General features: G+C 50.0%; 21 protein-coding genes. All 21 read left to right on the forward strand.

All coding sequences use genetic code 11. The annotated features are described in order from the left end of the window. The first annotated feature begins 60 nt into the window (after positions 1-60). The 21 genes from ACTHRH_RS18160 to ACTHRH_RS18260 all read left to right on the forward strand — a co-directional run bounded on the left by ACTHRH_RS18160 (position 61) and on the right by ACTHRH_RS18260 (position 22,515). Positions 61-1,269 carry an acyltransferase gene (locus ACTHRH_RS18160; protein ID WP_186328235.1) on the forward strand — a complete coding sequence of 403 codons (1,209 nt, stop codon included), beginning with the start codon at positions 61-63 and terminating at the stop codon, positions 1,267-1,269. A gap of 80 nt (positions 1,270-1,349) precedes the next feature. Further along, the gene (locus ACTHRH_RS18165; protein ID WP_144933823.1) at positions 1,350-2,033 is read left to right on the forward strand and encodes a metal-dependent hydrolase; all 684 of its coding nucleotides are present in this window, start codon (positions 1,350-1,352) and stop codon (positions 2,031-2,033) included. Positions 2,034-2,236: 203 nt separating this feature from the next. Beyond that, positions 2,237-3,073, forward strand: coding sequence for an AraC family transcriptional regulator (locus ACTHRH_RS18170; protein ID WP_144933822.1), 837 nt, complete (start codon positions 2,237-2,239; stop codon positions 3,071-3,073). 249 nt (positions 3,074-3,322) lie between these two features. After that, positions 3,323-4,651 carry an ABC transporter substrate-binding protein gene (locus tag ACTHRH_RS18175; RefSeq protein WP_144933821.1) on the forward strand — a complete coding sequence of 443 codons (1,329 nt, stop codon included), beginning with the start codon at positions 3,323-3,325 and terminating at the stop codon, positions 4,649-4,651. 137 nt (positions 4,652-4,788) lie between these two features. Continuing rightward, positions 4,789-5,688, forward strand: coding sequence for a carbohydrate ABC transporter permease (locus ACTHRH_RS18180; protein WP_144933820.1), 900 nt, complete (start codon positions 4,789-4,791; stop codon positions 5,686-5,688). Then, positions 5,688-6,524, forward strand: a complete 837-nt coding sequence (locus tag ACTHRH_RS18185) for a carbohydrate ABC transporter permease (protein WP_222126605.1) — start codon at positions 5,688-5,690, stop codon at positions 6,522-6,524. Before ACTHRH_RS18180 ends, ACTHRH_RS18185 begins: the two co-directional genes overlap by 1 nt. A 29-nt stretch (positions 6,525-6,553) precedes the next feature. Continuing rightward, entirely contained in the window at positions 6,554-7,678 is a 1,125-nt protein-coding gene (locus tag ACTHRH_RS18190; protein ID WP_144933818.1) for a Gfo/Idh/MocA family protein, read from the forward strand. Further along, positions 7,675-8,127, forward strand: a complete 453-nt coding sequence (locus tag ACTHRH_RS18195) for a YhcH/YjgK/YiaL family protein (protein ID WP_144933817.1) — start codon at positions 7,675-7,677, stop codon at positions 8,125-8,127. The genes ACTHRH_RS18190 and ACTHRH_RS18195 overlap by 4 nt, the downstream gene beginning before the upstream one ends. Positions 8,128-8,222: 95 nt before the next feature. Continuing rightward, a complete protein-coding gene (locus ACTHRH_RS18200) occupies positions 8,223-9,146 on the forward strand; it encodes a dihydrodipicolinate synthase family protein (RefSeq protein ID WP_144933816.1) in 924 nt (307 codons plus the stop codon). A 189-nt stretch (positions 9,147-9,335) separates the two neighbouring features. Then, complete coding sequence (locus ACTHRH_RS18205; protein WP_144933815.1) at positions 9,336-10,106, forward strand: transporter substrate-binding domain-containing protein; 771 nt, start codon at positions 9,336-9,338, stop codon at positions 10,104-10,106. Between the two features lie 341 nt (positions 10,107-10,447). Continuing rightward, entirely contained in the window at positions 10,448-10,993 is a 546-nt protein-coding gene (locus ACTHRH_RS18210) for a GNAT family N-acetyltransferase (protein ID WP_144933814.1), read from the forward strand. Between the two features lie 196 nt (positions 10,994-11,189). Next, positions 11,190-11,834 (forward strand): hypothetical protein, encoded by a 645-nt coding sequence (locus ACTHRH_RS18215; protein WP_440416907.1) that lies wholly within the window; start codon positions 11,190-11,192, stop codon positions 11,832-11,834. Positions 11,835-11,970: 136 nt separating this feature from the next. Continuing rightward, positions 11,971-12,546 (forward strand): class I SAM-dependent methyltransferase, encoded by a 576-nt coding sequence (locus tag ACTHRH_RS18220; protein ID WP_144933812.1) that lies wholly within the window; start codon positions 11,971-11,973, stop codon positions 12,544-12,546. A 150-nt stretch (positions 12,547-12,696) separates the two neighbouring features. Beyond that, positions 12,697-13,146 carry a VOC family protein gene (locus ACTHRH_RS18225; RefSeq protein ID WP_144933811.1) on the forward strand — a complete coding sequence of 150 codons (450 nt, stop codon included), beginning with the start codon at positions 12,697-12,699 and terminating at the stop codon, positions 13,144-13,146. Then, positions 13,146-13,931: a DNA alkylation repair protein gene (locus ACTHRH_RS18230; protein WP_144933863.1), complete on the forward strand. Its 786-nt coding sequence runs from the start codon at positions 13,146-13,148 to the stop codon at positions 13,929-13,931. Before ACTHRH_RS18225 ends, ACTHRH_RS18230 begins: the two co-directional genes overlap by 1 nt. 178 nt (positions 13,932-14,109) lie before the next feature. Then, positions 14,110-14,721 carry a TetR/AcrR family transcriptional regulator gene (locus ACTHRH_RS18235; protein ID WP_144933810.1) on the forward strand — a complete coding sequence of 204 codons (612 nt, stop codon included), beginning with the start codon at positions 14,110-14,112 and terminating at the stop codon, positions 14,719-14,721. Positions 14,722-14,996: 275 nt separating this feature from the next. Further along, positions 14,997-15,845: an ABC transporter ATP-binding protein gene (locus ACTHRH_RS18240; RefSeq protein ID WP_144933809.1), complete on the forward strand. Its 849-nt coding sequence runs from the start codon at positions 14,997-14,999 to the stop codon at positions 15,843-15,845. 243 nt (positions 15,846-16,088) lie between these two features. Then, positions 16,089-17,141 carry an NAD(P)/FAD-dependent oxidoreductase gene (locus ACTHRH_RS18245; protein WP_440416911.1) on the forward strand — a complete coding sequence of 351 codons (1,053 nt, stop codon included), beginning with the start codon at positions 16,089-16,091 and terminating at the stop codon, positions 17,139-17,141. A gap of 89 nt (positions 17,142-17,230) precedes the next feature. Beyond that, positions 17,231-18,250 (forward strand): ABC transporter substrate-binding protein, encoded by a 1,020-nt coding sequence (locus ACTHRH_RS18250; protein ID WP_144933807.1) that lies wholly within the window; start codon positions 17,231-17,233, stop codon positions 18,248-18,250. Then, positions 18,250-20,349: a Fe(3+)-hydroxamate ABC transporter permease FhuB gene (gene fhuB / locus ACTHRH_RS18255; RefSeq protein WP_440416929.1), complete on the forward strand. Its 2,100-nt coding sequence runs from the start codon at positions 18,250-18,252 to the stop codon at positions 20,347-20,349. The genes ACTHRH_RS18250 and fhuB overlap by 1 nt, the downstream gene beginning before the upstream one ends. 411 nt (positions 20,350-20,760) lie before the next feature. Beyond that, positions 20,761-22,515 carry a sensor histidine kinase gene (locus tag ACTHRH_RS18260; RefSeq protein ID WP_379286272.1) on the forward strand — a complete coding sequence of 585 codons (1,755 nt, stop codon included), beginning with the start codon at positions 20,761-20,763 and terminating at the stop codon, positions 22,513-22,515. Positions 22,516-22,518 lie beyond the last annotated feature (3 nt).

Raw genomic sequence — 22,518 nt, forward strand, 5'->3', positions numbered from 1 at the left:
AATGAAAGGCTTATCAAGCAACAGGCACTCTTGAACCGCAGCAAAGGGGGAGTGGCCGGTTTGGGTCACCTAAGAACGAGTCAGAAGGAGCAAATCCATGTCATCTACATCGTTCGAGCGTTGGCCATTCTAGGAGTAATACTCGTACATGTCTCATCCCTTCCGATTGGAGAAATCATTGATAAACAATCATTCATGTATCAATTCTTCAATTTCATTAATGTATTTAACCGATTTGGGACAACGACATTTATTTTTCTAAGCGCCTTCGTTCTTTTTTACAGTTATTATGATCGCAAGATGGATAAGAAGCTGATCGCCACCTTTTATAAGCGAAGATTATTATACATACTTGTACCTTACCTGATTTGCTCGATTTATTATTATACGATCCAGATGTACTATTCTTATGGGGAAGATTGGAATCAGTTTTTTCAGAATGTATCGCTGGCCGATTTTTGGTCTGCTCTGGTGATGGGGAAAGCGTTTTACCATCTGTATTTTATTTTCATAAGCATTCAATTTTATTTATTGTTTCCGTTCTTCCTTTGGCTTCTGCAGCGGATTAAGCTTCTGGCCAAGCATTTGATCTGGATCGGTCTGGTGCTTCAATGGATCTTTGTTCTGCTGGATTATTTCTATTGGAATTATGCGGATAAATCGTTTCTGGCGACGAGCTATATGTCCAATTATTTGCTCGGGGCATTCTTCGGAATACATTATCATGCCATTAAAGGCTGGATAGAAGTAACTTGGAAAAAGCTGTTAAGCCGGCAGGCCTTCTATTGGATTCCATTATGGATAGTATGGGCGGGCGCGAGCTTAAGCCATGTGTACTTGTGGTATCGGACCAGGGCTTACGATGTTTTTGCCCATGGACTGGTATACGAAGGTCTATGGTTCTTACATAGCTATACATCCGGGTTAATCCTGCTTCAGCTCTCGGCCGGGCTCTATCGTTTACTAAGCCCTTTCTGGACAACTGTTCTGTATCGGCTTGGCATGGCCTCCTTTGGAATCTATATCATTCATGCGGGGATTTTGTTCTATTATTCCCTGCTTCCCGCCAGCTATAATCCGAAATTATACTACGCTTATGTGGCCGGCGGATTTGCGGTTACTCTCGGAGCATCCTGGGGAGTTGTGGCGCTGGCGCAGAAGTATATGAAGCATTCCTGGGTATTGTTCGGTGCTTTACCCAAGGGCAAACCGGTTATTCCTGGAAGGACGGCGCCGGTTCATGGACATTCGCGTACTGAGGCTGGCTAGCGGCAGATAATTTGAGTTTGCCCCCGTCTTTAATTAGAATGGTAGAAGGAATGAATTTGGATGGAAAGAGGAGGATAACAATGAAAATCACGTTTTACGGGCATTCGTGTCTGCTGGCGGAACATGAAGGAACTCGGGTTATTATCGATCCCTTCATATCGGGGAATCCCGCTTCGGGGATCCGTCCTGCCGACCTTCGCGTAGATGCCGTATTGCTGACGCATGGACATGATGATCATTTTGGCGATTCTCTGGAAATTGCCAAAGCGAATGATTGTCCCATTGTTGCCAACTTCGAGCTGGCAAGCTACTGCGAGCAGAAAGGAGCCAAGGTTCATGCGATGAACACTGGCGGTTCTTATTCATTCGACGGTTTCAGGGTCAAGTTTACATTGGCCTTCCATGGCTCTTCCCTGCGGGAAGGCGACAGCTTCCTGTATGCCGGACAGCCCGCGGGAATTCTGCTGACGATGGGGGACAAAACGCTGTACCATGCCGGAGATACCGCTTTGTTCGGGGACATGAAGCTGATAGGGGAATTAAACCGGATCGATGCGGCCGCGCTTCCGATAGGCGACAATTTCACGATGGGTCCGGAAGATGCGGTCCTTGCTGCACAATGGGTTCGGGCCAAGAAGGTCATCCCGCTGCATTACAACACGTTCCCGGTTATCGCTCAGGATCCCGACCGCTTCGTTGACATGCTGAAAGAGGTCGGAATCGAAGGGAAAGCGTTAGGTATCGGCGAAAGCCTCGAGATCTAGAAGCTAGATCATCTTCGAATGGCTCACAATATTATGCTGAAATTTTGGATTATCAATTTTTGAATGGGAAGGGAGTGCTTCCCGATTCAATAGCGCCTCCTGTCCACTATGTGGATAAGGAGGTTTTTTATGCTAACCCTAATTATATCGCAATAATGAGTGGTTAGAAAAACCTGCAATCGCAAAAAACAGGGGTGGATTTCATGACGGATAACAGCTTGCTGATGGCGCTCAGATTAAATTACCTGTATGCCGAAAAGTACTCTTTTCCGAAAAAATGGACTTATTACGAAACAATGCTTCCTTATTCGATGATCCGGTTTATTCACAAAGGGAAGGCCAAATTCATTATTGATGAGATGACATATGAGGTGGAGCAGGATGAGCTGGTCTATATTCCGCAGGGAAGCACCTTGTTTTGCGAGGCGCTGTCGGATGAATTTACTTTTACGAGTGTCCGCTTTACGGCTGCTTTTCCGCTGCAGGACAGCACGATATGGTCGGAAATACTTGGCTTCGACACGAAAGTGAAGTGCGACGATCCCCAGATCGGCCGTTATTTTGAGTGGATGGTTAAGGAAAAGAATGCCCCCAGCCGGGGAAAAAACTTTCTTCTGAGAGGGTATCTGGAGCTTATTGTCGGTTATATGGTCAACCAATCGGAGGCGTCTCCGAATAGAACCCGCAAGCCTAAGAAATTAAAGACGGACAGCAAGAATGATAATCGGGTGGAAATCGTCCTCGATTATATGATCAACCATTACCATTCGAATATCAGTATTGAAGAGATGAGCAAGATGGTACACATCAGCTCCTCTTCGCTCCGCCGATTATTTAAACGGCATACCGGCAAATCACCGAGTGAATTTTTGATTGAGCTGAAGATGGTTGTAGCAGCCAAAAAAATACTGGAAACCGACGAGCGAATTTCGGATATTGCTTACATGGTCGGGATTGAGGACCCGAACTATTTCTCCAGATTATTCAAGAAGCATTTCGGCGTATCCCCTCATTCATACAGACAGCTTGCGAGAGATTAGTTGGGTAAAACAGGATCGTATGATCGATTAGTGCTAGGATTGATTGATTTGCTATATTCAAGCCCTCTCTGCAGTTTGATATTGTTAAAGACATGGAAGGTCAAGCAAGCACACTTCAATACCGTATATTGAATATGGTGTAAGCGGATACTGATTGAGGGAGGGACAGGCCGTTTGCACCGCATTCTTCAAGGGTAATCCGTGTGTGAAGCAGTAGCATTATTTGATTACAGAGAGGGGTCACTGCACATGAAAAGAAAACTGCCGCTTATATTGACAGCCGCCATGGTTCTCTTGACGACGGCCTGCGGCAAAAATGCGGAGCAGCCGGCAGCCGGTGACGATGGAGCTTTAAAAGGCGAAATCGTGCTATGGCATTCTTTTACCCAGGGGGCAAGAAACGATTTCATGCGGGAAGCCGCGCAATCGTTTATGGATGAGCATCCGGGGGTTAAAATTACGATCGAAACCTTCGCATGGCCTGAGTTTTACACGAAGTGGACGACAGGCCTGCTGTCGGGACAAGTTCCGGATGTCAGCACGGCATTGCCGAATCATGTCGTAGAGATGATGGATGCCGACGCTATCCTTCCGCTTAATGACGTGATCGATCATATCGGTCGGGACCGCTTCTATGAAGCTCCTCTGAAAGAAGGGGATCTGGATGGGCAGAATTATTCCATCCCGCTATACTCGCATGCCCAGGTGATGTGGTACCGCAAGGATTTATTGGAGCAGGCGAATTTGCAGGTTCCGCAAACATGGGACGAGCTGTATGAAGCTGCAACCAAAATTAACAATCCGCCGGACGTTTACGGGTTATCCGTTCCGATGGGGCTGGGAGATATGATGGCGACACGCTTCCTGAACCTGTATGTCCGCTCGGCCGGAGATACTCTGATTACGGAGGACGGCAAGGCGAATCTGACGAGCAAGGCGGCGATCGACGGTATTAATTACTGGGTCAAAATGTATAAAGCAGCTTCTCCGAACGGCTCCGTCAATTTCAAGGTGCTGGATCAGGCCACTCTGTACTACCAGGGTAAAACAGCCTTCGACTTTAACAGCGGTTTCCAGATCGGCGGCGTAGAAACGAACTCTCCGCAACTGTTGGACAAAATCGATGCGGCTCCGATACCGAAAGTAAATGCGGAAGACCCGGCCCAAGGCATAGAAACATCCAACATTCCGATGGTTGTATGGAAAAACAGCAAGCATCCCGAAATTGCCAAGGCGTTCGTGGAAAGCTTGTACGAGAAGGAAAGGTATATCAAGTTTCTGCATTCGGTTCCTGCAGGAATGCTGCCGGCCATGAAGGATATTGCGGAAGCTCCCGAATTCCTGAATGAACCGACGATCCAGAAATTCAGCCACGCGGTGAAAGTAATCAGCGATGCTGTCGATCAGGGGACAGCGATTGGCATGGAGTACAAACCGACGCTGCAATCTGGAATTATTACCAGCCAAGGTATTATCGAGAAGATGTTCCAGGACGTTGTGCTGAAGAACGTGCCAGTGGAAGAAGCGGCACAGAAAGCGGAAAAAGAGCTTAATGACTTATTTCAATTAGCCAACTGAAAATAGGGGGAAGTCCCCCCTATTTTTTGAGGAGATCCAGAAGTCTATCGAGCAGACAGACTTGTTCAACGGTTAACTAAGCTTTGCTTAGGAAGGAGAGATTGTTTGAAATAGCCTTCAAAGAAGGAGTGACATCGATGATTTCCAGTGGTGGAAAAGCGAAAAGATGGAACGTGACAGGGCTGCTTTTTGTCCTCCCTGCCATATTAATCGTCATTCTATTGTTAATTTATCCTATATTTTCAAGTATTTATTTCAGCTTCACGTCTAAAAACTTGATCAAACTGAATTATTCCTGGGTATGGCTCGACAATTTTAAATTTGTTCTTACCAATGCGGACTTCTATAGAGCCTTTCTTAATTCAATCAAATGGACGGTCCTGTCCATAGCGGGTCAATTATTAGTAGGCTTTGCCGCGGCATTGGCGCTTAACAAGATCCCCAAATTTCCGGGGTTTTTCCGCACGCTGCTTATTATTCCATGGGCTTTCCCGGCGATCGTCATCGCTTTTTCATGGAAGTGGATTTTTAACGATGTGTATGGATTTGTTCCGAATTTATTGACGTTAGTCGGGATAACGGACCAGAATATGAATTTGTTGGCTGATCCGGCGTTCGTATTCGGCGCCGTCGTCTTCATAAATATATGGTTCGGAGCACCGCTGTTCATGGTGAACATTCTGTCAGCGCTCAAGACGATTCCGATGGAGCAGTATGAAGCGGCTCTGATGGACGGAGCGACCGCCTGGCAGTCGTTCTGGGCGATTACGATCCGCCACATCCGGGGAGTGATCGGATTGCTTCTGGTGCTAAGGACGATCTGGGTATTCAACAACTTTGATCTCCTGTACCTGCTGACCGGCGGAGGCCCCTCCGACTTGACGACTACGCTGCCTATCTTCGCTTACAAGGCGGGGTGGGGGCTGAAACAGCTTGGAGTGGCGTCGGCGATAACCGTTATCCTGCTGCTGTTCTTGTTGGCTGTCTGCTTGCTGTACTTCAGACTGCTCAATAAATGGGAAAGGGAGGATCGATGATGGCCGGTGTAAATAAAAATAAATTTACTCTAGTGTTGCTGTATCTTTTTCTTTCAATTTTGGCTGTCGCAGCCGTCTTTCCCCTGATCTGGATCATTCTGTCCTCGTTCAAATCGTCCGGGGAAATGGCCAGCCACCCTCTGTCGTTCTTCCCGCAAGAACTGACGTTTGAGTACTACAGCAGAGTGCTGAACAATTTGAATTTCACAACGAATATCAAAAACAGTCTAATAGTTTCATTATGTGCGACGTTAATTACGATTGTCGTTTCCTCCTTGGGGGCTTACGGAATCGTACGGTTCTTTCCAAGGACTGGCAAGAAAATGACCAAGCTGTTAATTACGACGTACATGTTTCCGCCGATTCTGCTTGCTGTTCCCTATTCCATTATCATCATCAAGATAGGATTGGTGAACACATGGACCGGTCTGGTTATTACGTATCTTTCCTTTTCGATTCCGTACGCTATATGGATGCTTATCGGATTTTTCCAAACGGTTCCGCTCGAGATCGAGGAAGCGGCGAGGGTTGATGGAGCAGGGAAGCTGCGGGTTTTTCTCCAGGTGGTCCTGCCGGTTGTCGCACCGGGCGTAGTTGCCACTGCCATTTATACTTTTATAAACACCTGGAACGAATTTTTGTTTGCTCTATTGCTTATTAACAGCTCGGAAAAAATGCCGATTTCCGTAGCTTTATATTCCTTGACAGGTTCGGAAATTCTCGATTGGGGAGAAATGATGGCGGCATCCGTCATTGTCATCCTGCCTTCGGTTGTGTTCTTCATGCTGATACAGAAGAAGATCGCCGGCGGTTTGGCGGAAGGATCTGTAAAGTAAATTTGTCATTCTGGAAGGAGTCATTATAAATGAATACAGTTAATTATGCTGTCGTAGGTACAGGTTATTTCGGTGCGGGTCTGGCAAGAATCCTTCATCAATTGGAAAGCGCAAGGGTCGTAGCGGTTTATGATCCCGCTAATGCCGAACCGTTAGCCGAGGAATTGAATTGCGATATTGAGCCCAGCATAGAATCTCTGTGCAGCAGGCCGGATGTGCATGCGGTCATCGTCGCATCGCCAAACGGTTACCATAAGGAGCCCGTTTTGTGTGCAGCCGATCATGGCAAGCATGTGTTCTGTGAGAAGCCCATTGCTCTGTCCTATCAAGATTGCAGCGAAATGATCCGCAGAACAAAGGAGAAGGGGCTTATCTTCATGGCCGGTCATGTCATGAACTTTATGAATGGGGTACGGACTGCCAAAAGATTGATTAACGAAGGCAAAATCGGAGAAATTCTGTTCTGCCACGCCGAACGGAATGGTTGGGAGGAGGCGCAGCCGGAGATTAGCTGGAAGAAAATCCGGAAAATCTCGGGGGGCCATCTGTACCACCATATCCATGAGCTGGATTTTATTCAGTTTCTGATGGGACCTGCGGAGAGAGTTTGCATGACAGGCGGAAATGTTGCTCATCAGGGAGAGCAGTTTGGCGATGAGGAGGATATGCTGTTCATTTCGCTGGAGTTCCCTAACAAGCGCTTTGCGACGCTGCAATACGGCTCCGCCTTCAGATGGAGCGATCATTATGTCAAAATCCAGGGTAACTTGGGAGCTATCTTGATCGATTTGCAGGATGTCAAGGTTGTTCTGAAGACACCGGAGGGAGAAGAGAGGTTCCTGTTACATGAATCGAAGGAGGAGGACGAAGACCGCACCCGGATTTATAAAGGGCTGGAAACGGACGGGGCGATCGCCTATGGCAAACCTAGTCTAACGCCTCCGATGTGGCTTAACAGCATAATGAAGAAGGAAATGGCCTATTTCCACAGCATTATGCAAGGTGCGGAAGTCGAGGAAGAATTCAAGCCGCTGCTGGACGGAACCGCCGCCAGAGCTTCCATTGCGACGGCAGATGCCCTGACTCTGTCGCTTGCCGAAGACAGGAAGGTAAGCGTCATAGAAATTACCGGACGAGAGGCTGCCGCTCAATGATTTATGACAAAATCGCGAATGCCGGATTATATCGATTCGATCATCCGGGTTTAATGGGAGCCATCCGGGACATGCTGTGCAACCTGCACGGGGAATTCGCAGAAGGGGCAGGCTTCCGGAAAAATACGATCGTTTTTACCACGGTTCCCAAGGAAGAAAAAAGATACGAGGCCCATAAACGGTTTATCGATATACACGTTGTTCTGGAAGGTAAAGAATATGTGGAGATCGCCCCTGTTGACTGCTTGAGCAATTCAACGGCTTATGACACCGAAGCGGATATCTATTTCGGCGAAGTGACGGCGACCTGTAAATTCAGCGGTTATTTAGAGAAGGGGCACTTTCTCTTGTGCTTTCCCGAGGATGCTCATTTGGTCGGAGCCCATGAATCAGATAAGGAAGCAAGCGGGCAGCCGGTGAGTAAGATTGTTTACAAAATTGCCGTGTAGCTGTAAAAGAGCCCGGTTTGGTTAACAGCGGACGCGGTCGAAGACGGCACGGCGTGCCTATTCTGTCCAAGAAAAGGAATGAGAGGATGATGGAGATGGATTGGGCATCGAAGTTTGCAGGCATCTACGTGGCCATGTATTCCGCGTATGACGAAGCCGGAAATGTTGATTTGGCCAGAGTGAAGAAGCTTGCGCGGTATTATGTAACGACCGGCATCCGGGGCTTGTACGTTGGAGGCAGCTCCGGGGAAGGAATTTTGCAAAGCGTAGCCGAAAGAAGGCAGGTGGTGGAGGCGGTCATGGAAGAGGTTAAAGGAGAATTAACCGTAATCGTCCATGTCGGTGCCAATTCCACGCGGGACAGTGTCGAGCTGTGCAAGCATGCCGAGCAATGCGGTGCGGATGCCGTGTCCGCCATCCCCGCAATTTACTACCGGCTATCGGAGAAGGCCGTGGAAGCACATTGGCAGCAGATGATCGACAGCACCTCCCTGCCGTTCATTATTTACAATATTCCCCAAACGACAGGGTTCAAACTGACGATGAATTTGCTTAGAAGGATGGCTGAACAGGATAAGGTCATCGGCGTGAAAATGTCCGGAGAAAGCACGTTCGAGTTACAGCAATTCAAAGCGGCCGGTGGAGAACACTTCCTTGTATTTAACGGGCCGGATGAGCAGTTTCTGGCCGGGAGGATTATGGGAGCGGATGGAGGGATCGGGGGCACTTACGGCGTCATGCCGGAGCTCTTCTGCACGCTTAACCGTTACTATGAGGCAAATCAAATTGAAGCGGCCCGGGTGCTTCAGAATCAAATCAACGAGATCATCAAGAAGTTGCTGAGCTACCCGTCCTTATATGGAGCTTGTAAGTATATTTTGAGCCTGCGGGGCATCGAGACCGGTCAACCCCGGCTGCCGCTGCTGCCGGTTACATCGGAACATCACGCTTCTCTGGCAGAGCTGAATGAAAAAATTGAACAATTAACGGCCAGATATACGGGGACAACGACAGGCTAATTCCAACTTTGCTGAGAGAATGAATAAAACATATGCTTACCGCCCGATGCTGTTTCTACAGTATCCGGGCTGTTTTTTTTGCTCAAGTCATATTCCCCCGAAATGGAGTTTGGTCAGAGGAATAGTGCATAACCTTCCAGCGATTAACAAATAATACCTATGTTTACTAAGCAAGGAGGGTAAAAGGCGATGAGTGTTGGAATGCTTGGCAAGCGGGGGCTTTACGGCTTTTTTCTACTGCTGATGATCCTGTCGGCAGGATGTACGACCAACAATTCGGTCAAAGTCGGGATAGAGAGCAACTTCCGTCCGTTCACTTATACGGAAGCAGGGGAAGGCAAAGGGTTCGAGGTAGAGCTATGGCAAGCTATCGCCGAGAAAGCGAACCTGAAGTACGAGCTGATTCCGATGGATTACCGGGAATTAAATGAAGCGGTTAAATCCGGCAAAGTCGATCTTGCTATCGCCGGGATGACGATCAACAACGCACGTAAGGAGAAATTTGCCTTTTCCGACCCTTATTTTCAGACCGGGCTGGTCATTCTCACGGCTTCGGACAACGAAACGATCAAAACCGAGGATGATCTGGCAGGAAAGGTGGTAGCGACCAGGCTCGGTTCGACGGCGTATACCTATACCGGCGATATTAAGGGAATCAAGGAAATCAGAGGCTTCCCTTCCATTACCGAAGCTTACGATCAATTGAAGGATAAAAAGGTAGACGCTGTAGTTTTCGACGAGCGCAATGCCCATGATTTTATACAAAAATCCGGGGACGGCAAAGTGAAAATAGTAGGGGAAGTGCTGAACAAAGAAAGCTATGGCGTCGTATCCAAGAAGCGAAATCAATACATCGGGAGGGTTAATCTCGGGATTGAAGCCGTCGTCAAAGACGGAACTTACGCAGCCTTGTATAAGAAATGGTTCGGCAGCGAGCCGTCCAAATTGCCGGGGGAATAGAAGATAAGGGCATACAGCAAGAGTTAAACCCGCATGATTTGCGGGTTTTTTTGTACTTCCAACATTTGCGGAAGGAATTTCATTTAGCTTCAGTAAGATCGTCGCTCTAGTCCTTCTTACCTGTACCCCCTTAAATCAGGAGGCAGCGAGAAACCATAATAAGCCCGATTGGGCTAGGGAAAGAATTTCGTGCGGAAGCCGGAATATAATCATTTTTGGACTACTAATGAAAGATAGAATAGTTTAATATACTTGCATAGGACTTGGCCCACCTATATGGAATAAATTCGGATATGATCATTTATCGGCAGGGGGCCTATAGTAAAAAGGAGATATGTTTCATGGAGATCATCGGAAAGCAAGTGGTCCTTGATAAAGTGACCGTTCATGATTTGAATTTTATATGCAGGATAGAATGCGATGAAGAGTTATGGCATTATGAAGAAGAAGTAGAGTCGGATGAAGAGGCGGTTAAGGAACAATATTTGCAAAAAATCAATGATGCCGATGAAGCGACAAGCTACGATTTTATTATAAGGCTAGTCAAGGATACGGGGAATACGCCTATCGGATTGGCACAAATTTGGAGCTACAGCGAATATAGAAAGAGCTGGGAAATAGGGTTTGCCCTGCTTCCCGAATATTGGGGGCATGGTTATGGAAGGGAAGCGGCCGGGCTTTTACTGACCTTTGCCTTCGAACAGTTGCAAGCCCATAAAGTCGTTGGTATGTGCAATTCCAACAATACTCGTTCAGCGGCACTTATGGAACATGTCGGCATGACTAAAGAAGCCGTTTTTAAGGAAGAGCTTTTTTGGAATAACCGTTGGACGGATCAATTTTATTTCTCTATTCTGGAAAAAGAGTATTTCTCGGCAAAACAATAGAGGCAAAGGTATACTCTTATGGAAAACTCCCCCGCTGTCGCAAAGGCGGGGCTGCATGAAGGAGGCTGAAGGTCCCTTGCTGGAACTTAGGAGCTTCGTGGGTGCGCATGATAAAGATTGGGAAGATCAGCGCCTCTGGAGCCATCGGGAGATGGACCATCCGGTCAGCTGAAGAAGAAGGAGGATAATCAATCATATGATAGATTTGAAATCGCTCGCTACACCCGAAGTACTGAGGAAACGGCTGCTTGTTGCGGCGGCTCTGGACTTGATCCTGTGTCCGGAGGAATGGCTTCGATACCACCACTATATCCCGCAATGGGCACCGGGCGTTACGCTTGCGAAAATCGATAACGGTGCAGGTGATCATTTGTTTGCGTTATTTACGGAGGATGGCACGATTATCAAAGGATTCGATCACGAATCTGCGTTAAGTCCGCATGCCGGCGATGAATATGAGGTTTGGCTGGGAATTTACGAAGAGGTCCCCGCTTCACTGCTGTCCTTATTGGAAGCGGAAGAACTGGAGAAAGAAGAAGTCACCTTCTGCATATGGCGTGAGAACCAAGACACTGTCTGGAGGACCGGAGAGGTGGATATTCCTCCTGGGGAAGACGGTGGCTCCGGATTTTTGCTGGGGACGATTTTTGAAACAGCGGAGGATTACGCAGATTGGGCAGAAGCTTACTTCGATATGCCGATTCCGATTGATATCGTTACAAGATTTTATGAGGATTCACCCATTACGGAAGAGACGGTCCACTTGTTGAATCCCGAAAGGGATACGGAGGAAGCGCTGAGTGAATTGAAGGAATTGGGAATGCGGATTGAAACCAATTGAATCCATGGCTTCACGCCTTTGTAAAATCGGCAGGACTTCTCCGGCTGATTTGAATAAAGTTCTAAAGCCGGCAAGAGTGCAGACTGGCAACAACGATGATATCCAACATTTTCTGAGGAAGGAAGGAGGATTGCCTATGATCGATCTCACTCATGTAGCCCCAACGGAAGCCATAAAGATCATTATCGGGGCTTCGTCGCAAAATTACCCGGGATGGATTCAAACCCAGGAGGACGAATTAAATTTACTTCAACGGCGCGATTGGGAGCAGAGCTTCGGGGATGCGAGAAAAGCGGATGTGATTCTGGCCGAGCATGTGTGGGAGCATCTTACGTATGAAGAGGGAGTAGAGGCTGCGAGGATTTGTTATGACTTCCTGAACGATGGAGGATACATTCGATGCGCCGTTCCGGACGGCTTTTTCCAAAATGAATGGTACCAAAATATGGTTCAGATTGGAGGGCCGGGCCCCAAGGATCATCCCGCAGCCAGCCACAAGATTGTGCATACCTATATAAGCTTGACCCGAATGTTCGAGGAAGCCGGGTTTAAAGTACGGCTGCTGGAATACTGCGATGAAGGGGGCCGGTTTCACTACCGTGAGTGGGATCCGCAGGGAGGCTTTATTTATAGGTCTTACAGGTATGATCATCGGAACAAGGAAGGAAATCTGGGTTTCGTATCCCTGATAGCAGACGCTGTGAAGGAATGAATGGAGAGAAGCGATTCTCTCCATTTTTGCTGGCCATTTAATGAGGAGGGAGAACAATTTTTTTGATAACAATTAAAAATAATTATTTACATACATACTGTATGTATGTTAAGGTGAATTCGTTAATTCCAATACGAGGAGGACGTTATTATGAAAATTAACAGCTTCTATCCGGTCGTTCTAACGGAGAAGGTAGCACCAAGTGCGATGTTTTATACCCGTTACTTTGGATTTGAAAAGGTCTATGAGGCCGAATGGTATGTTAGTCTAAGAATGACTCGGGGCAGCGTTCCTTTCGAGCTGGCTCTGTTGGATGCTTATCACCCAACCATACCGGCAGCATACCGCAAGGTTTCGCAGGGGTTAATCCTTAATTTCGAGGTGGATGATGTGGACGCGGAATATCAGAGGCTGATTTTGGATGAGAAGCTGCCACTGGAGCTGGATATTCGGGACGAAGAATTTGGTCAGAGGCATTTTATAACATGTGATCCTAATGGCGTTCTAATCGATGTGATCAAGATCATTCCGCCGTCGGAGCAAGAAAGTGTCCAATATGTGGAGAAGATATGGTCATCTGCTGAAGAGGGCGTCAAGTGATGGGCGATACGGTGGCATTGAAGTATTATTTTGGCGAGGAACTGGCTTATCATCTTGCCAGCCTAATCCGGCCGCACTATCCGGATTTTCCAACAGAAACCTTCGTTCAATCCGTGGCCCGTCAGGTCGGACCGCTCGAGCTTAAGGGAAGGGTGGCTCTCATCACCGATGAATTACATAAGGCTTTGCCCCGGGAATACCCGGAGTCATTACGCATCCTCTTAAGTATCCTGGGACCGGAGAATGAAACGGAGGAGGGGATGTTTAAGAATGGCTACTTTCTGATGCCGGTCGCTTTTTTTGTGGAAAAGTACGGGCTTGGACATTATAAACTTTCCATGAATGCCCTGTACGAAATTACCAAGCGGCATACGTCCGAATATGCCATACGCCCATTTCTGGCCGCTTATCCGGATGAATGCTTCCGGACTTTGGGCCGGTGGACGAAGGATGTCAACCTCCATGTCCGCCGACTGGTCAGTGAAGGAACGCGACCGCGGCTCCCCTGGGCAAGAAGAATTGGCGTCATTCATGGCGACCCCGCCCATAATCTGGCTTTGCTGAAGCCGTTGCTCCATGATCCATCCTTCTATGTCCGAAAATCGGTAGCCAACCATCTGAATGATTTGACGAAGGACTATAAGGAGGTTACCTTGGAATGGGTGCGTGAGAATGGGAAAAACGGCGGTGAGCACTACGTCTGGATAGTTCGTCACGGGTTGAGGTCATTGGTGAAATCCGGAGATCGGGATGCCTTGACACTGATGGACAGGCTTAAGCGGTAGCCGGCAAGGTATCGACCCATGAAGATGACAGGCTAATGTAGGGAGGATGAGGGGGAACATTCGGCTGCAAGCTGTGGTCGCAAGCTTTAACGAAGAAATGCATAAAGCTGAAATCTATATCCCAAGGACGAAGAGATGGTGGAAGAAATAAACAAATAAACAGGAGAAAGATGGAACAGTGAGAAGAAACAAGGAAGAAACCAATGCAACGATTCACAAGCTGATTGAAACGGCCAGGAAGCACTTTACAATATATGGATATACGGATTCGGCTCTGGAGGACATTGTCCGGGAAGCGAAGCTGACACGCGGGGCGCTTTATCATCATTTCGGCAATAAGAAAGGATTATTTCTGGCAGTGCTGGAAGCGGTGCAAAGCGAAGTCGCGGAGCGCGTGGAATCAGAGGCAGCCAGGAGCGAGGATGTGTGGGAGCAGTTGATTTTTGGCTGCCGCGCTTTTGTTGCGGCTGCTGTCGAACCCCATAACAAACGAATAATGCTTATAGACGGGCCCGCTGTCCTTGGCTGGGATGCTTGGCGCAGGATGGATGAGCAGAACTCTATGCGGCTGCTCCGCGACCAGCTTCAATGGATGCAGCAGCAGGGCTACCTGAAGCCTGTATCTATCGAGGCTTTAACCCATGCGCTCTCGGGGGCCATGAACGAAGCCGCCCTCTGGATGGCGCAAATGCCGGAAGAAGGGCAGCCGTTGGAAGAGACGATGACGGTTATTTCTCTCCTGCTGGAAGGCTTTAAACAGCCTGGGCCAGGAAACGGTGACCGAACATGAAGACGGATTTCGTCAATCAACGGAATAAGAAACCTGCAATCTCCACAGAATCGGAGAAAATTGTTTAGTGAACAAACGATTTAAGACGAACCTGACGACAAGGTCAGGTTTTTTTGTTTGCTTGCGGCTTATATTCTGTAAAAAATTTATGCTAATTATTGTCTGGATCTGTTGACAAGGATAGCAGCATATGGTAATAATCAATAATGATAATCATTATCAATTAGATAAGCTGGTCCGCCTGTATTGCGAAGCTTGACAAGGAGAGTGTGGCCATGAAACGTTTATACACCGAACAACTGACGATCGGTTATTCCGACCGGGTGATTGTGGAGAACTTGAACCTGTCCATTCCCGAGGGGAAAATAACCGCGCTGGTCGGAGCGAATGGATCGGGAAAATCGACGATTCTGAAAACAATGGTGCGAATCATGAAGCCAAATGGGGGAACTGTATATCTGGATGGCAAGTCGATTCACAGCCAGCCTACCAAAGACGTCGCCAAACAGCTTGCGATTCTGCCCCAAAATCCGGTGGCACCGGATGGCTTAACGGTATCCGAGTTGATATCCTACGGCCGGTTTCCACACCAAAAGGGATTCGGCTCGCTTACGAAAGAGGATAAGGAAATCATTCGCTGGGCGGTTCAAGTGACCGGAATGAACGCCTTCAGTGATCGGCCTGTGGATCAGTTGTCCGGGGGCCAGCGACAGCGGGCCTGGATAGCCATGGCGCTTGCGCAGGGAACGGATATGCTGTTCCTGGACGAACCGACGACGTTCCTCGATATGGCACATCAATTGGAAGTGCTTAAACTCCTGCAGCGTCTCAATGAAGAGCAGGACCGAACGATCGTCATGGTGGTTCACGATCTCAATCATGCCACCCGATTCGCCCACCATATGGTTGCCATCAAGCAGGGAAGCATTGTGAGCGAAGGAGCTCCGGAAGAAGTGATGACGCAGGAAGTGCTAAGGGAAGTGTTCGGCATCGAAGCGGACATCATTCCGGATCCGAGGACGGGAGTACCGCTTTGCCTGCCTTTTGAGCTGGCATCGATAGAGGGCGGCGGCCATCATGAGCAGCCGTATGTGCAGGCGGAACGCAAAGAAGCGTCCGCTTAAGGAGCGGCTCGGGCCAACCCGGACCATAATTTGCATAAAAATCCTTAATCGCGAGAAGAAGCTAATCCAGCCTACATATTTGATTCCAACAAGACGCTAAATACGCTGTCCGTATTATGAGGACGGCGATAATTCCGAAATCTATTGAGAATGAGTATCATTTGCAAAAAAAATAAGGCGGGCAGCTTTGCATCACTTGGCAGCATTGAAGGCTAACAAATTGGAACAAGAGGAGACGGAAAGATGGAGACATACCCTGTGTTTGACGTAACGATTATCGGGGGCGGGCCTGCGGGGCTGTTCTCGGCTTTTTACAGCGGATTGCGGGAGATGAGCACGAAAATCATTGAATTTCAGCCTTTTCTTGGTGGGAAGGTGCATGTTTATCCGGAGAAAATGATCTGGGATGTCGGCGGTCTGACCCCGGTGACCGGCGCGCAGCTCATCGAGCAGATGGTGGCGCAAGGTCTGACCTTCGGCCCGGAGGTGGTGCTTGGCGAGAAAGTCATATCCATCTCCAAAGACGAAAACGGGCACTTCATCCTGCACACGGCATCCGGGGGAAAGCATGCTTCGCGCACGGTTATTCTCGCCATTGGGGGAGGTATTTTACAACCGACAAAGTTAAATATTGAAGGGGCGGAACGATTCGAGGTCACGAATTTGCATTATACGGTGAAATCTCTGGCCCGTTTTCGGGGGAAGACCGTTCTAATTTCGGGCGGGGGCAATGCGGCTGTGGATTGGGCCAACGAATTGGAGCCCATCGCTAAGAAAGTCTATTTAACCTATCGGCAAGATATGCTGAAAGGCCATGAAGCCGAAGTATCCCGGCTCCTGAACAGCTCCGTCCATTGTCTGCTGAATACAACGATTGACAGGCTGGTGGCCGCACCGGATCACGAAACGATCGGTACCGTTGTGCTGAACCACGTTGAAGATGGGACGAAGCTCGAGCTGGCGGTAGATGAAGTCATTATTAATCACGGATATGAACGCGACAACGGGTTGCTTAAGAACAGCGAAGTGAAGCTGGCGATGGAAAATGAATACTACATAGCCGGGAGCCCGATGAGCGAAACTTCGGTGGAAGGCATCTATGCCGCCGGCGATATTCTGCATCATGCAGGGAAGCTGCATTTGATAGCAGGTGCCTTCCAGGATGCCGCGAACGCGGTTAACAAAGCGAAGCAGTATATCTCCCCGGAGGCGAAGGCGTACGGGATGGTTTCTTCGCATAACGAGCTGTTCAAACAGCGAAACCGCGAGCTGATCAAGCACTTATTTACCAACTAGCAAAAAAACTTTATCCGGACTGCGGTGACCTGCTAAGCTGTGAGTCGGACCGCAGCGGTTTCACAACACTTATACTGGGGGATAAAATTATGCGTTTTCTTAAATGGCCAAAAACCGTCATTATTCTCAGCCTGCTGCTGTTAGCGGCCGCCTGCAGCCAGCCGTCGGGACAGGCACCGGCAACTTCTCCGAATCAGAGTCCGGCAGCCTCTCCGGAAGCCGGTTCAGCCGATGGCGGGGTCCGAATCATTAAACATGCATTGGGTGAAACACCCGTCACAGGTACACCCAAGCGAGTGGTTGCGCTGGAGTGGAGCGTCGCGGAAGATGTGCTGGCGCTGGGCATCCAGCCGGTAGGCATTGCGGATATTCAGAATATGAAGAAATGGGTACGTCTTCCAGTAGAGATTGCTCCGGAAGTTGTGGATGTAGGAGATCGTCTGGCTCCCAATCTGGAAGCGATTATGGCATTAAAGCCGGATCTTATTCTCGGATTGAAGAGAAATGTGGAAACAAACTATGCGGAATTAAGCAGCATTGCTCCCACTCTTGTCTATGAGCCGTATCCGGCGGAAGGCCAGGGGGATCAGTATTCGGTGATGATCGATACATTCAAGGAAATTGCGGATGTGCTGGGGAAAAAGGAGGAGGCGGACAAGGTTCTGAATGATCTGAACCGGACCTATGAAGAGGCCAAATCCAAAATCGTGGCGAAAGGCATGGATCAGCGGCCTTTTGTGCTCGCCATGGCATACAGCAACCAGAACTCGGTCGATTTTCGTTTATCTACGGATAACTCCACCGCTGTCAAAATATTGGAGCATATCGGGTTGACCAATGCGTATAAGCCCGCGAAATTCGAGGCGTACGGGTTTACGCTCACGGATGTCGAGGCACTGCCGGCTCTGCAGGAAGCCAACTTCCTGCATATCATCCAAGAAACCGACAATGTCATTGACAATCAGTTGAAGAATAATCCGGTATGGAATGGCCTTGACTTCGTCAAGGAAAACCGAATCTACGCTCTCGGCGGAGACATGTGGCCGTATGGAGGACCGTTGTCCGCACAAATTATGGCTGAAAAAACCGCCGAATTGTTAACGAAATGATGTCGGCCGGAAGAGATATGGCCCGGGACGCCGGCCCGAAGCCCGCTTTCGCACTAAGAGAGGGGAAGGCCGGGGCATGGAAAGGGCTCTGGATGCTGGCCGGAGGCTTGGTGGTTCTAGGGTTGATCGCGTTCGTCAGTCTGACGCAAGGGCTTGCCGAGATCTCGCTGAGTTCCGTTATCCAAGCGCTGTTGTTCCCGCAGGATATATCGGATCACCACCTGATTCGCGGGGTCAGGCTTCCGCGAACGGTGATGGGAATATTGGCGGGGGCGGCGCTTGCCGTCTCCGGCGCACTCATGCAGACGGTAACGCGGAATCCGCTCGCCTCCGAAACGACGCTGGGGGTCAACGCGGGGGCTTACTTCGTTGTAGTGCTTGGCACGATATTCTGGCCGGCACTGCTGCATACGTACCCGCTTCCCTTCGCTGTATTGGGAGGTGCTTGCGCGGCGCTGGTCGTTTATATAATGGCCGGTGGGCGTCAGGGAACTCCAATCCGCATTGCGTTGTCCGGAATGATCGTCACCCTGGTGTTCTCTTCGCTCACCAGCGCCCTTCTCCTGTTTAATCAAGAAACGGCGCAGGGCCTGTTTCTATGGGGTTCAGGCTCGTTGAAGCAGAACGACTGGAGCGGGGTTCTCTTCAGCTGGCCCTGGATCATCGGGGGAATCGTTGCCGTCAGTTTGGCGGCGCGGCAGTTGGATTTGCTGTCCTTCCATGAAGAAACGGCAAAATCATTGGGGCAGAAGGTTGGAAAGACGAGGCTTCTGGCCATGGCCATGGCGATATTGGCGGCCTGCGTCAGCGTCAGCGTCGTGGGCCCCATCGGCTTCGTCGGATTGCTGGCCCCGCATTTGGTCCGCCTCTCCGGTATGGTGCGGCATGCCTGGCTGATCCCGGTCAGCGCCGTCTGGGGCGCGGCCATTCTGGTCGGCTCGGATACGATAGCCCGCACCTTCGTGAACGCCTACGGAGAGCTGCCCGCAGGGGCGGTCACCGCCGCGGTTGGCGCCCCCTGGCTTATCTGGCTGGCGCTGCGGGTATCGCGGGGAGCCGGGGGAGGCTCCGGCTCCGGTGGCGGCCAATCCATCCGGATGGGCGCATGGCAGCCGAGGATATCTTATCCCGTATGGATTGTGCTGCTCAGCGGGCTGCTGGCCGTTGTCTGGATCGGCAGCTTGACGAGCGGGACGCTGCATATTCCCGTATCCGATGTGTTCGCAGTGCTGACGGGGCGCGGAGAAGACTTCACCCGGCAAATTCTGTTGGAGCTGCGCCTGCCCCGATTGCTGACCGCCGGTCTGGCCGGAGTCGCCCTGGCGGTTAGCGGCAGCCTGATGCAGAGCGCGGTCCGCAATCCGCTTGCCGACCCGCAAATCGTCGGCGTCACGAGCGGCGCCGGGGTCGGGGCGATCCTGGTGCTGATCGCCGCGCCGCAGCTCCACGGCTGGATGCCGGTCGGAGCCGTGGTTGGCGGCATCGCCGCCTCGGCCATCGTCTATGCGGTCTCCTGGAGGCGGGGGCTTAACCCGGTGATCCTGACGCTTGTCGGCATAGCGGTAGCCGCGGCGGGCTCGTCCATGATCCAGATTCTGATCATTCAGGCCAAGATGACCGCCGCACCGGCGCTCGCCTGGATGGCCGGCAGCACCTATGGCCGGGGCTGGGCCGAGATCGGCCGCCTGGCTCCGACGCTCGCCGTTCTGCTGCCGCTCGGCTGGTGGCTCGGCCGCAAAGTGGATCTGCTCGCCTTCCGCGACGAGAGCTCGATCGGGCTCGGCCTGAAGGTTCGCCATACCCGGCTGCTCGCTTCCGTGATCGCCGTTCTGCTCGCGTCCATTGCCGCCTCGGCTGTCGGCACGGTCAGCTTTATCGGCCTGCTCGCTCCTCATGCGGCCCGCATGCTGGCCGGCTCCAACCACCGCCGCTCGATGGTCCTCTCGGCGCTGCTGGGTGCCGTCCTGCTGGCCGCTGCGGATTGGATCGGCCGGGTCATTCTCATTCCGAGGGACATTCCGTCCGGAATTGTCACCGCATTGCTTGGGGCGCCGTATCTGTTCTTCCTCATGTTCAGATCGGGGCGCAAGCAAGGGTAAGGGTTAGGCTAACGGTTCACTTCTTAGGTGAGGTTATAATGTAATATATGCTCAGTACCAACATCGGACTGCCTCAGGCAGCAGGTGTTTTCGGCTTCCTGATCGCTTATTTTTCGTTCCGTATAATCGATCAGGCGAACATCAATCAGGCGAACATCACTCGGTGGCAAACAGCACCTTCCTGGCGGGAAATGATACCCTGCCGGAGGTGCTGTTTAGCATGCTTCAGCGCTTCGTAACATTCCTCGGAACGAATTCGGGGGATTGCTTTTATCCAGATAAGGTTATGCCGGTTTCAAAATTTGTGTGACATCAAGGCTAGGCTGAGGCAGGAAATAACTTTATAATTTAGGAAATCAGTTTGGCTGTTTTTGAAAACCTTTACAAACCTATTGGAAGGGCTGTTGCGAGATGGACAGGCTGTCTTCACTCCAGCGGCGCTTGCGCCGGATGATTATCCCTACTTCCCTGAAACGGAAGCTTGTTAACGTACTTCTGCTCAGCACGTTTATTCCTTTGCTTTTAATCGGTATCATTTCTTATACGTCCATGCACACCATTTTGGAGAATAAAATTACGAACGGAATCCACAGCAATTTGCAGCAGGTCCGGGTGTCTCTGGAAAATGTACTCGGCAATCTCAACTACGCTTCCCAGAATCTTGCTTTTGATGGGCGCGTGGGAAAGGACATTTACGCCTATATGTCTAATGATCATCCGTATGACCGCAAGAGTCTGGCAGGAAAAATCGAAACCGAAATGAATCTGCTGACATCGACCAACCCCAATATAGGGCTGATGTTCTATTACGTGCAGGGGACAAACCGGATTTTATTTCCCAATTTGCAGGTGAGAGAAGGAATCGACCCCGACGCGCTGCCGGTATTTACGAAGCTGCAGGACATGACTTATTACGGGCCGCACCAGACGCTGAATGCGCAATTTGACCGGAAGGTCATGTCCATCACGCGTAAAATCGATTATCCGGATCTTGAGGAATTGTACATCTATATGGAGACCGATAACCGCCTGGTCGACACCGTGTTTAATAAAATGCAGTACGGCATGGAGGTATACCACCTCATTGTGGATACGGACAACCGGATTGCGTACAGCGAGAAACCGTCGGCTTTTCCGGTGGGAATGAAGCTGGATCCGAAAGAGGAAGGAAGCGGCCGTTCCGTTTATGGAAACCAATATGTGTTTGAAGAAGCAAGCAATCAGGGCTGGCGGGTTGTAGCCGTCATCCCGATGAAATCTTATAAGCATGAAATTTTGAATTGGTTTATGCAGTTTGGACTGGTAGCTGTAGTATCTTTATTCGTCAGTTTAGGCTTCGCCTGGTTGATTTGGAGAATCGTCATGCGGCCGCTTACCCGGCTTAACCGTGAAATCCGCTTGATGATGCAGAACCAGTCGCAAGGGAAACTCCAATTAACGGGAACGGATGAGTTTGACTATTCGCTCCGGTGTTTTCATGAAATGAAGGGGACCGTCATTCAATTGATCGAGGATATCAAGGAGAATGAAAGGAATGAATCGCGGCTTGAAGTGGAAAAAATGATTTCCCAGATCAACCCGCATTTCGTCCACAATACGCTTGACACGATCCGTTGGCAGGCAAGGTTAAACGGGCAGGAGGACATCGACCACTTGATATCCACCCTGAACCGCGTGCTCCATTATAATCTGGGCAAAGGCGAGACGGCCACGATCCGCGAGGAATTGGAGGCGCTGAAGGATTATATCGCGCTTCAGGAGATCCGATATCAGTTCCATTTTGATATTCGCATTTCGGTTCCGGAAGAACAGCTCGAGATTCGCATTCCGCGGTTTATGCTGCAGCCGCTGGTGGAAAATGCCTTGTATCACGGTATCGCCGATGACGGCTTGATTCGGGTCGATATTAGCCGGGAGGGGCGGCATATCCGGATTGAAGTGAGCGATAACGGGGCGGGCATGTCTCCGGAAGAGGCAGAGCGGCTTTTGCAGGGGGACGATTCGGCCCATAAACGGCGCGGGATGGGAATCGGTATGCCCTACGTCATCCGGACGCTGAAATACCAATACGGCAAATCGGCCGGAATTGACATTCAAAGCCGCAGCGGGGAAGGGACAAGCATTATCATTACGATTCCGTCGTCAACAACCGGGAAAGGGGAGTAGCTT

Origin of the sequence: Paenibacillus sp. SAFN-117 (assembly GCF_051966115.1) — a bacterium.
Classification (GTDB): domain Bacteria; phylum Bacillota; class Bacilli; order Paenibacillales; family NBRC-103111; genus Paenibacillus_L; species Paenibacillus_L residui.

What these genes read in the sequence shown, in the direction of transcription:
- ACTHRH_RS18165 (WP_144933823.1), top strand. Translation starts at nt 1,350, where the DNA reads ATGAAAATCACGTTTTACGGGCATTCGTGTCTGCTGGCGGAACATGAA.
- ACTHRH_RS18170 (WP_144933822.1), top strand. Translation starts at nt 2,237, where the DNA reads ATGACGGATAACAGCTTGCTGATGGCGCTCAGATTAAATTACCTGTAT.
- ACTHRH_RS18175 (WP_144933821.1), top strand. Translation starts at nt 3,323, where the DNA reads ATGAAAAGAAAACTGCCGCTTATATTGACAGCCGCCATGGTTCTCTTG.
- ACTHRH_RS18180 (WP_144933820.1), top strand. Translation starts at nt 4,789, where the DNA reads ATGATTTCCAGTGGTGGAAAAGCGAAAAGATGGAACGTGACAGGGCTG.
- ACTHRH_RS18185 (WP_222126605.1), top strand. Translation starts at nt 5,688, where the DNA reads ATGGCCGGTGTAAATAAAAATAAATTTACTCTAGTGTTGCTGTATCTT.
- ACTHRH_RS18190 (WP_144933818.1), top strand. Translation starts at nt 6,554, where the DNA reads ATGAATACAGTTAATTATGCTGTCGTAGGTACAGGTTATTTCGGTGCG.
- ACTHRH_RS18195 (WP_144933817.1), top strand. Translation starts at nt 7,675, where the DNA reads ATGATTTATGACAAAATCGCGAATGCCGGATTATATCGATTCGATCAT.
- ACTHRH_RS18200 (WP_144933816.1), top strand. Translation starts at nt 8,223, where the DNA reads ATGGATTGGGCATCGAAGTTTGCAGGCATCTACGTGGCCATGTATTCC.
- ACTHRH_RS18205 (WP_144933815.1), top strand. Translation starts at nt 9,336, where the DNA reads ATGAGTGTTGGAATGCTTGGCAAGCGGGGGCTTTACGGCTTTTTTCTA.
- ACTHRH_RS18210 (WP_144933814.1), top strand. Translation starts at nt 10,448, where the DNA reads ATGGAGATCATCGGAAAGCAAGTGGTCCTTGATAAAGTGACCGTTCAT.
- ACTHRH_RS18215 (WP_440416907.1), top strand. Translation starts at nt 11,190, where the DNA reads ATGATAGATTTGAAATCGCTCGCTACACCCGAAGTACTGAGGAAACGG.
- ACTHRH_RS18220 (WP_144933812.1), top strand. Translation starts at nt 11,971, where the DNA reads ATGATCGATCTCACTCATGTAGCCCCAACGGAAGCCATAAAGATCATT.
- ACTHRH_RS18225 (WP_144933811.1), top strand. Translation starts at nt 12,697, where the DNA reads ATGAAAATTAACAGCTTCTATCCGGTCGTTCTAACGGAGAAGGTAGCA.
- ACTHRH_RS18230 (WP_144933863.1), top strand. Translation starts at nt 13,146, where the DNA reads ATGGGCGATACGGTGGCATTGAAGTATTATTTTGGCGAGGAACTGGCT.
- ACTHRH_RS18240 (WP_144933809.1), top strand. Translation starts at nt 14,997, where the DNA reads ATGAAACGTTTATACACCGAACAACTGACGATCGGTTATTCCGACCGG.
- ACTHRH_RS18245 (WP_440416911.1), top strand. Translation starts at nt 16,089, where the DNA reads ATGGAGACATACCCTGTGTTTGACGTAACGATTATCGGGGGCGGGCCT.
- ACTHRH_RS18250 (WP_144933807.1), top strand. Translation starts at nt 17,231, where the DNA reads ATGCGTTTTCTTAAATGGCCAAAAACCGTCATTATTCTCAGCCTGCTG.
- fhuB (WP_440416929.1), top strand. Translation starts at nt 18,250, where the DNA reads ATGTCGGCCGGAAGAGATATGGCCCGGGACGCCGGCCCGAAGCCCGCT.
- ACTHRH_RS18260 (WP_379286272.1), top strand. Translation starts at nt 20,761, where the DNA reads ATGGACAGGCTGTCTTCACTCCAGCGGCGCTTGCGCCGGATGATTATC.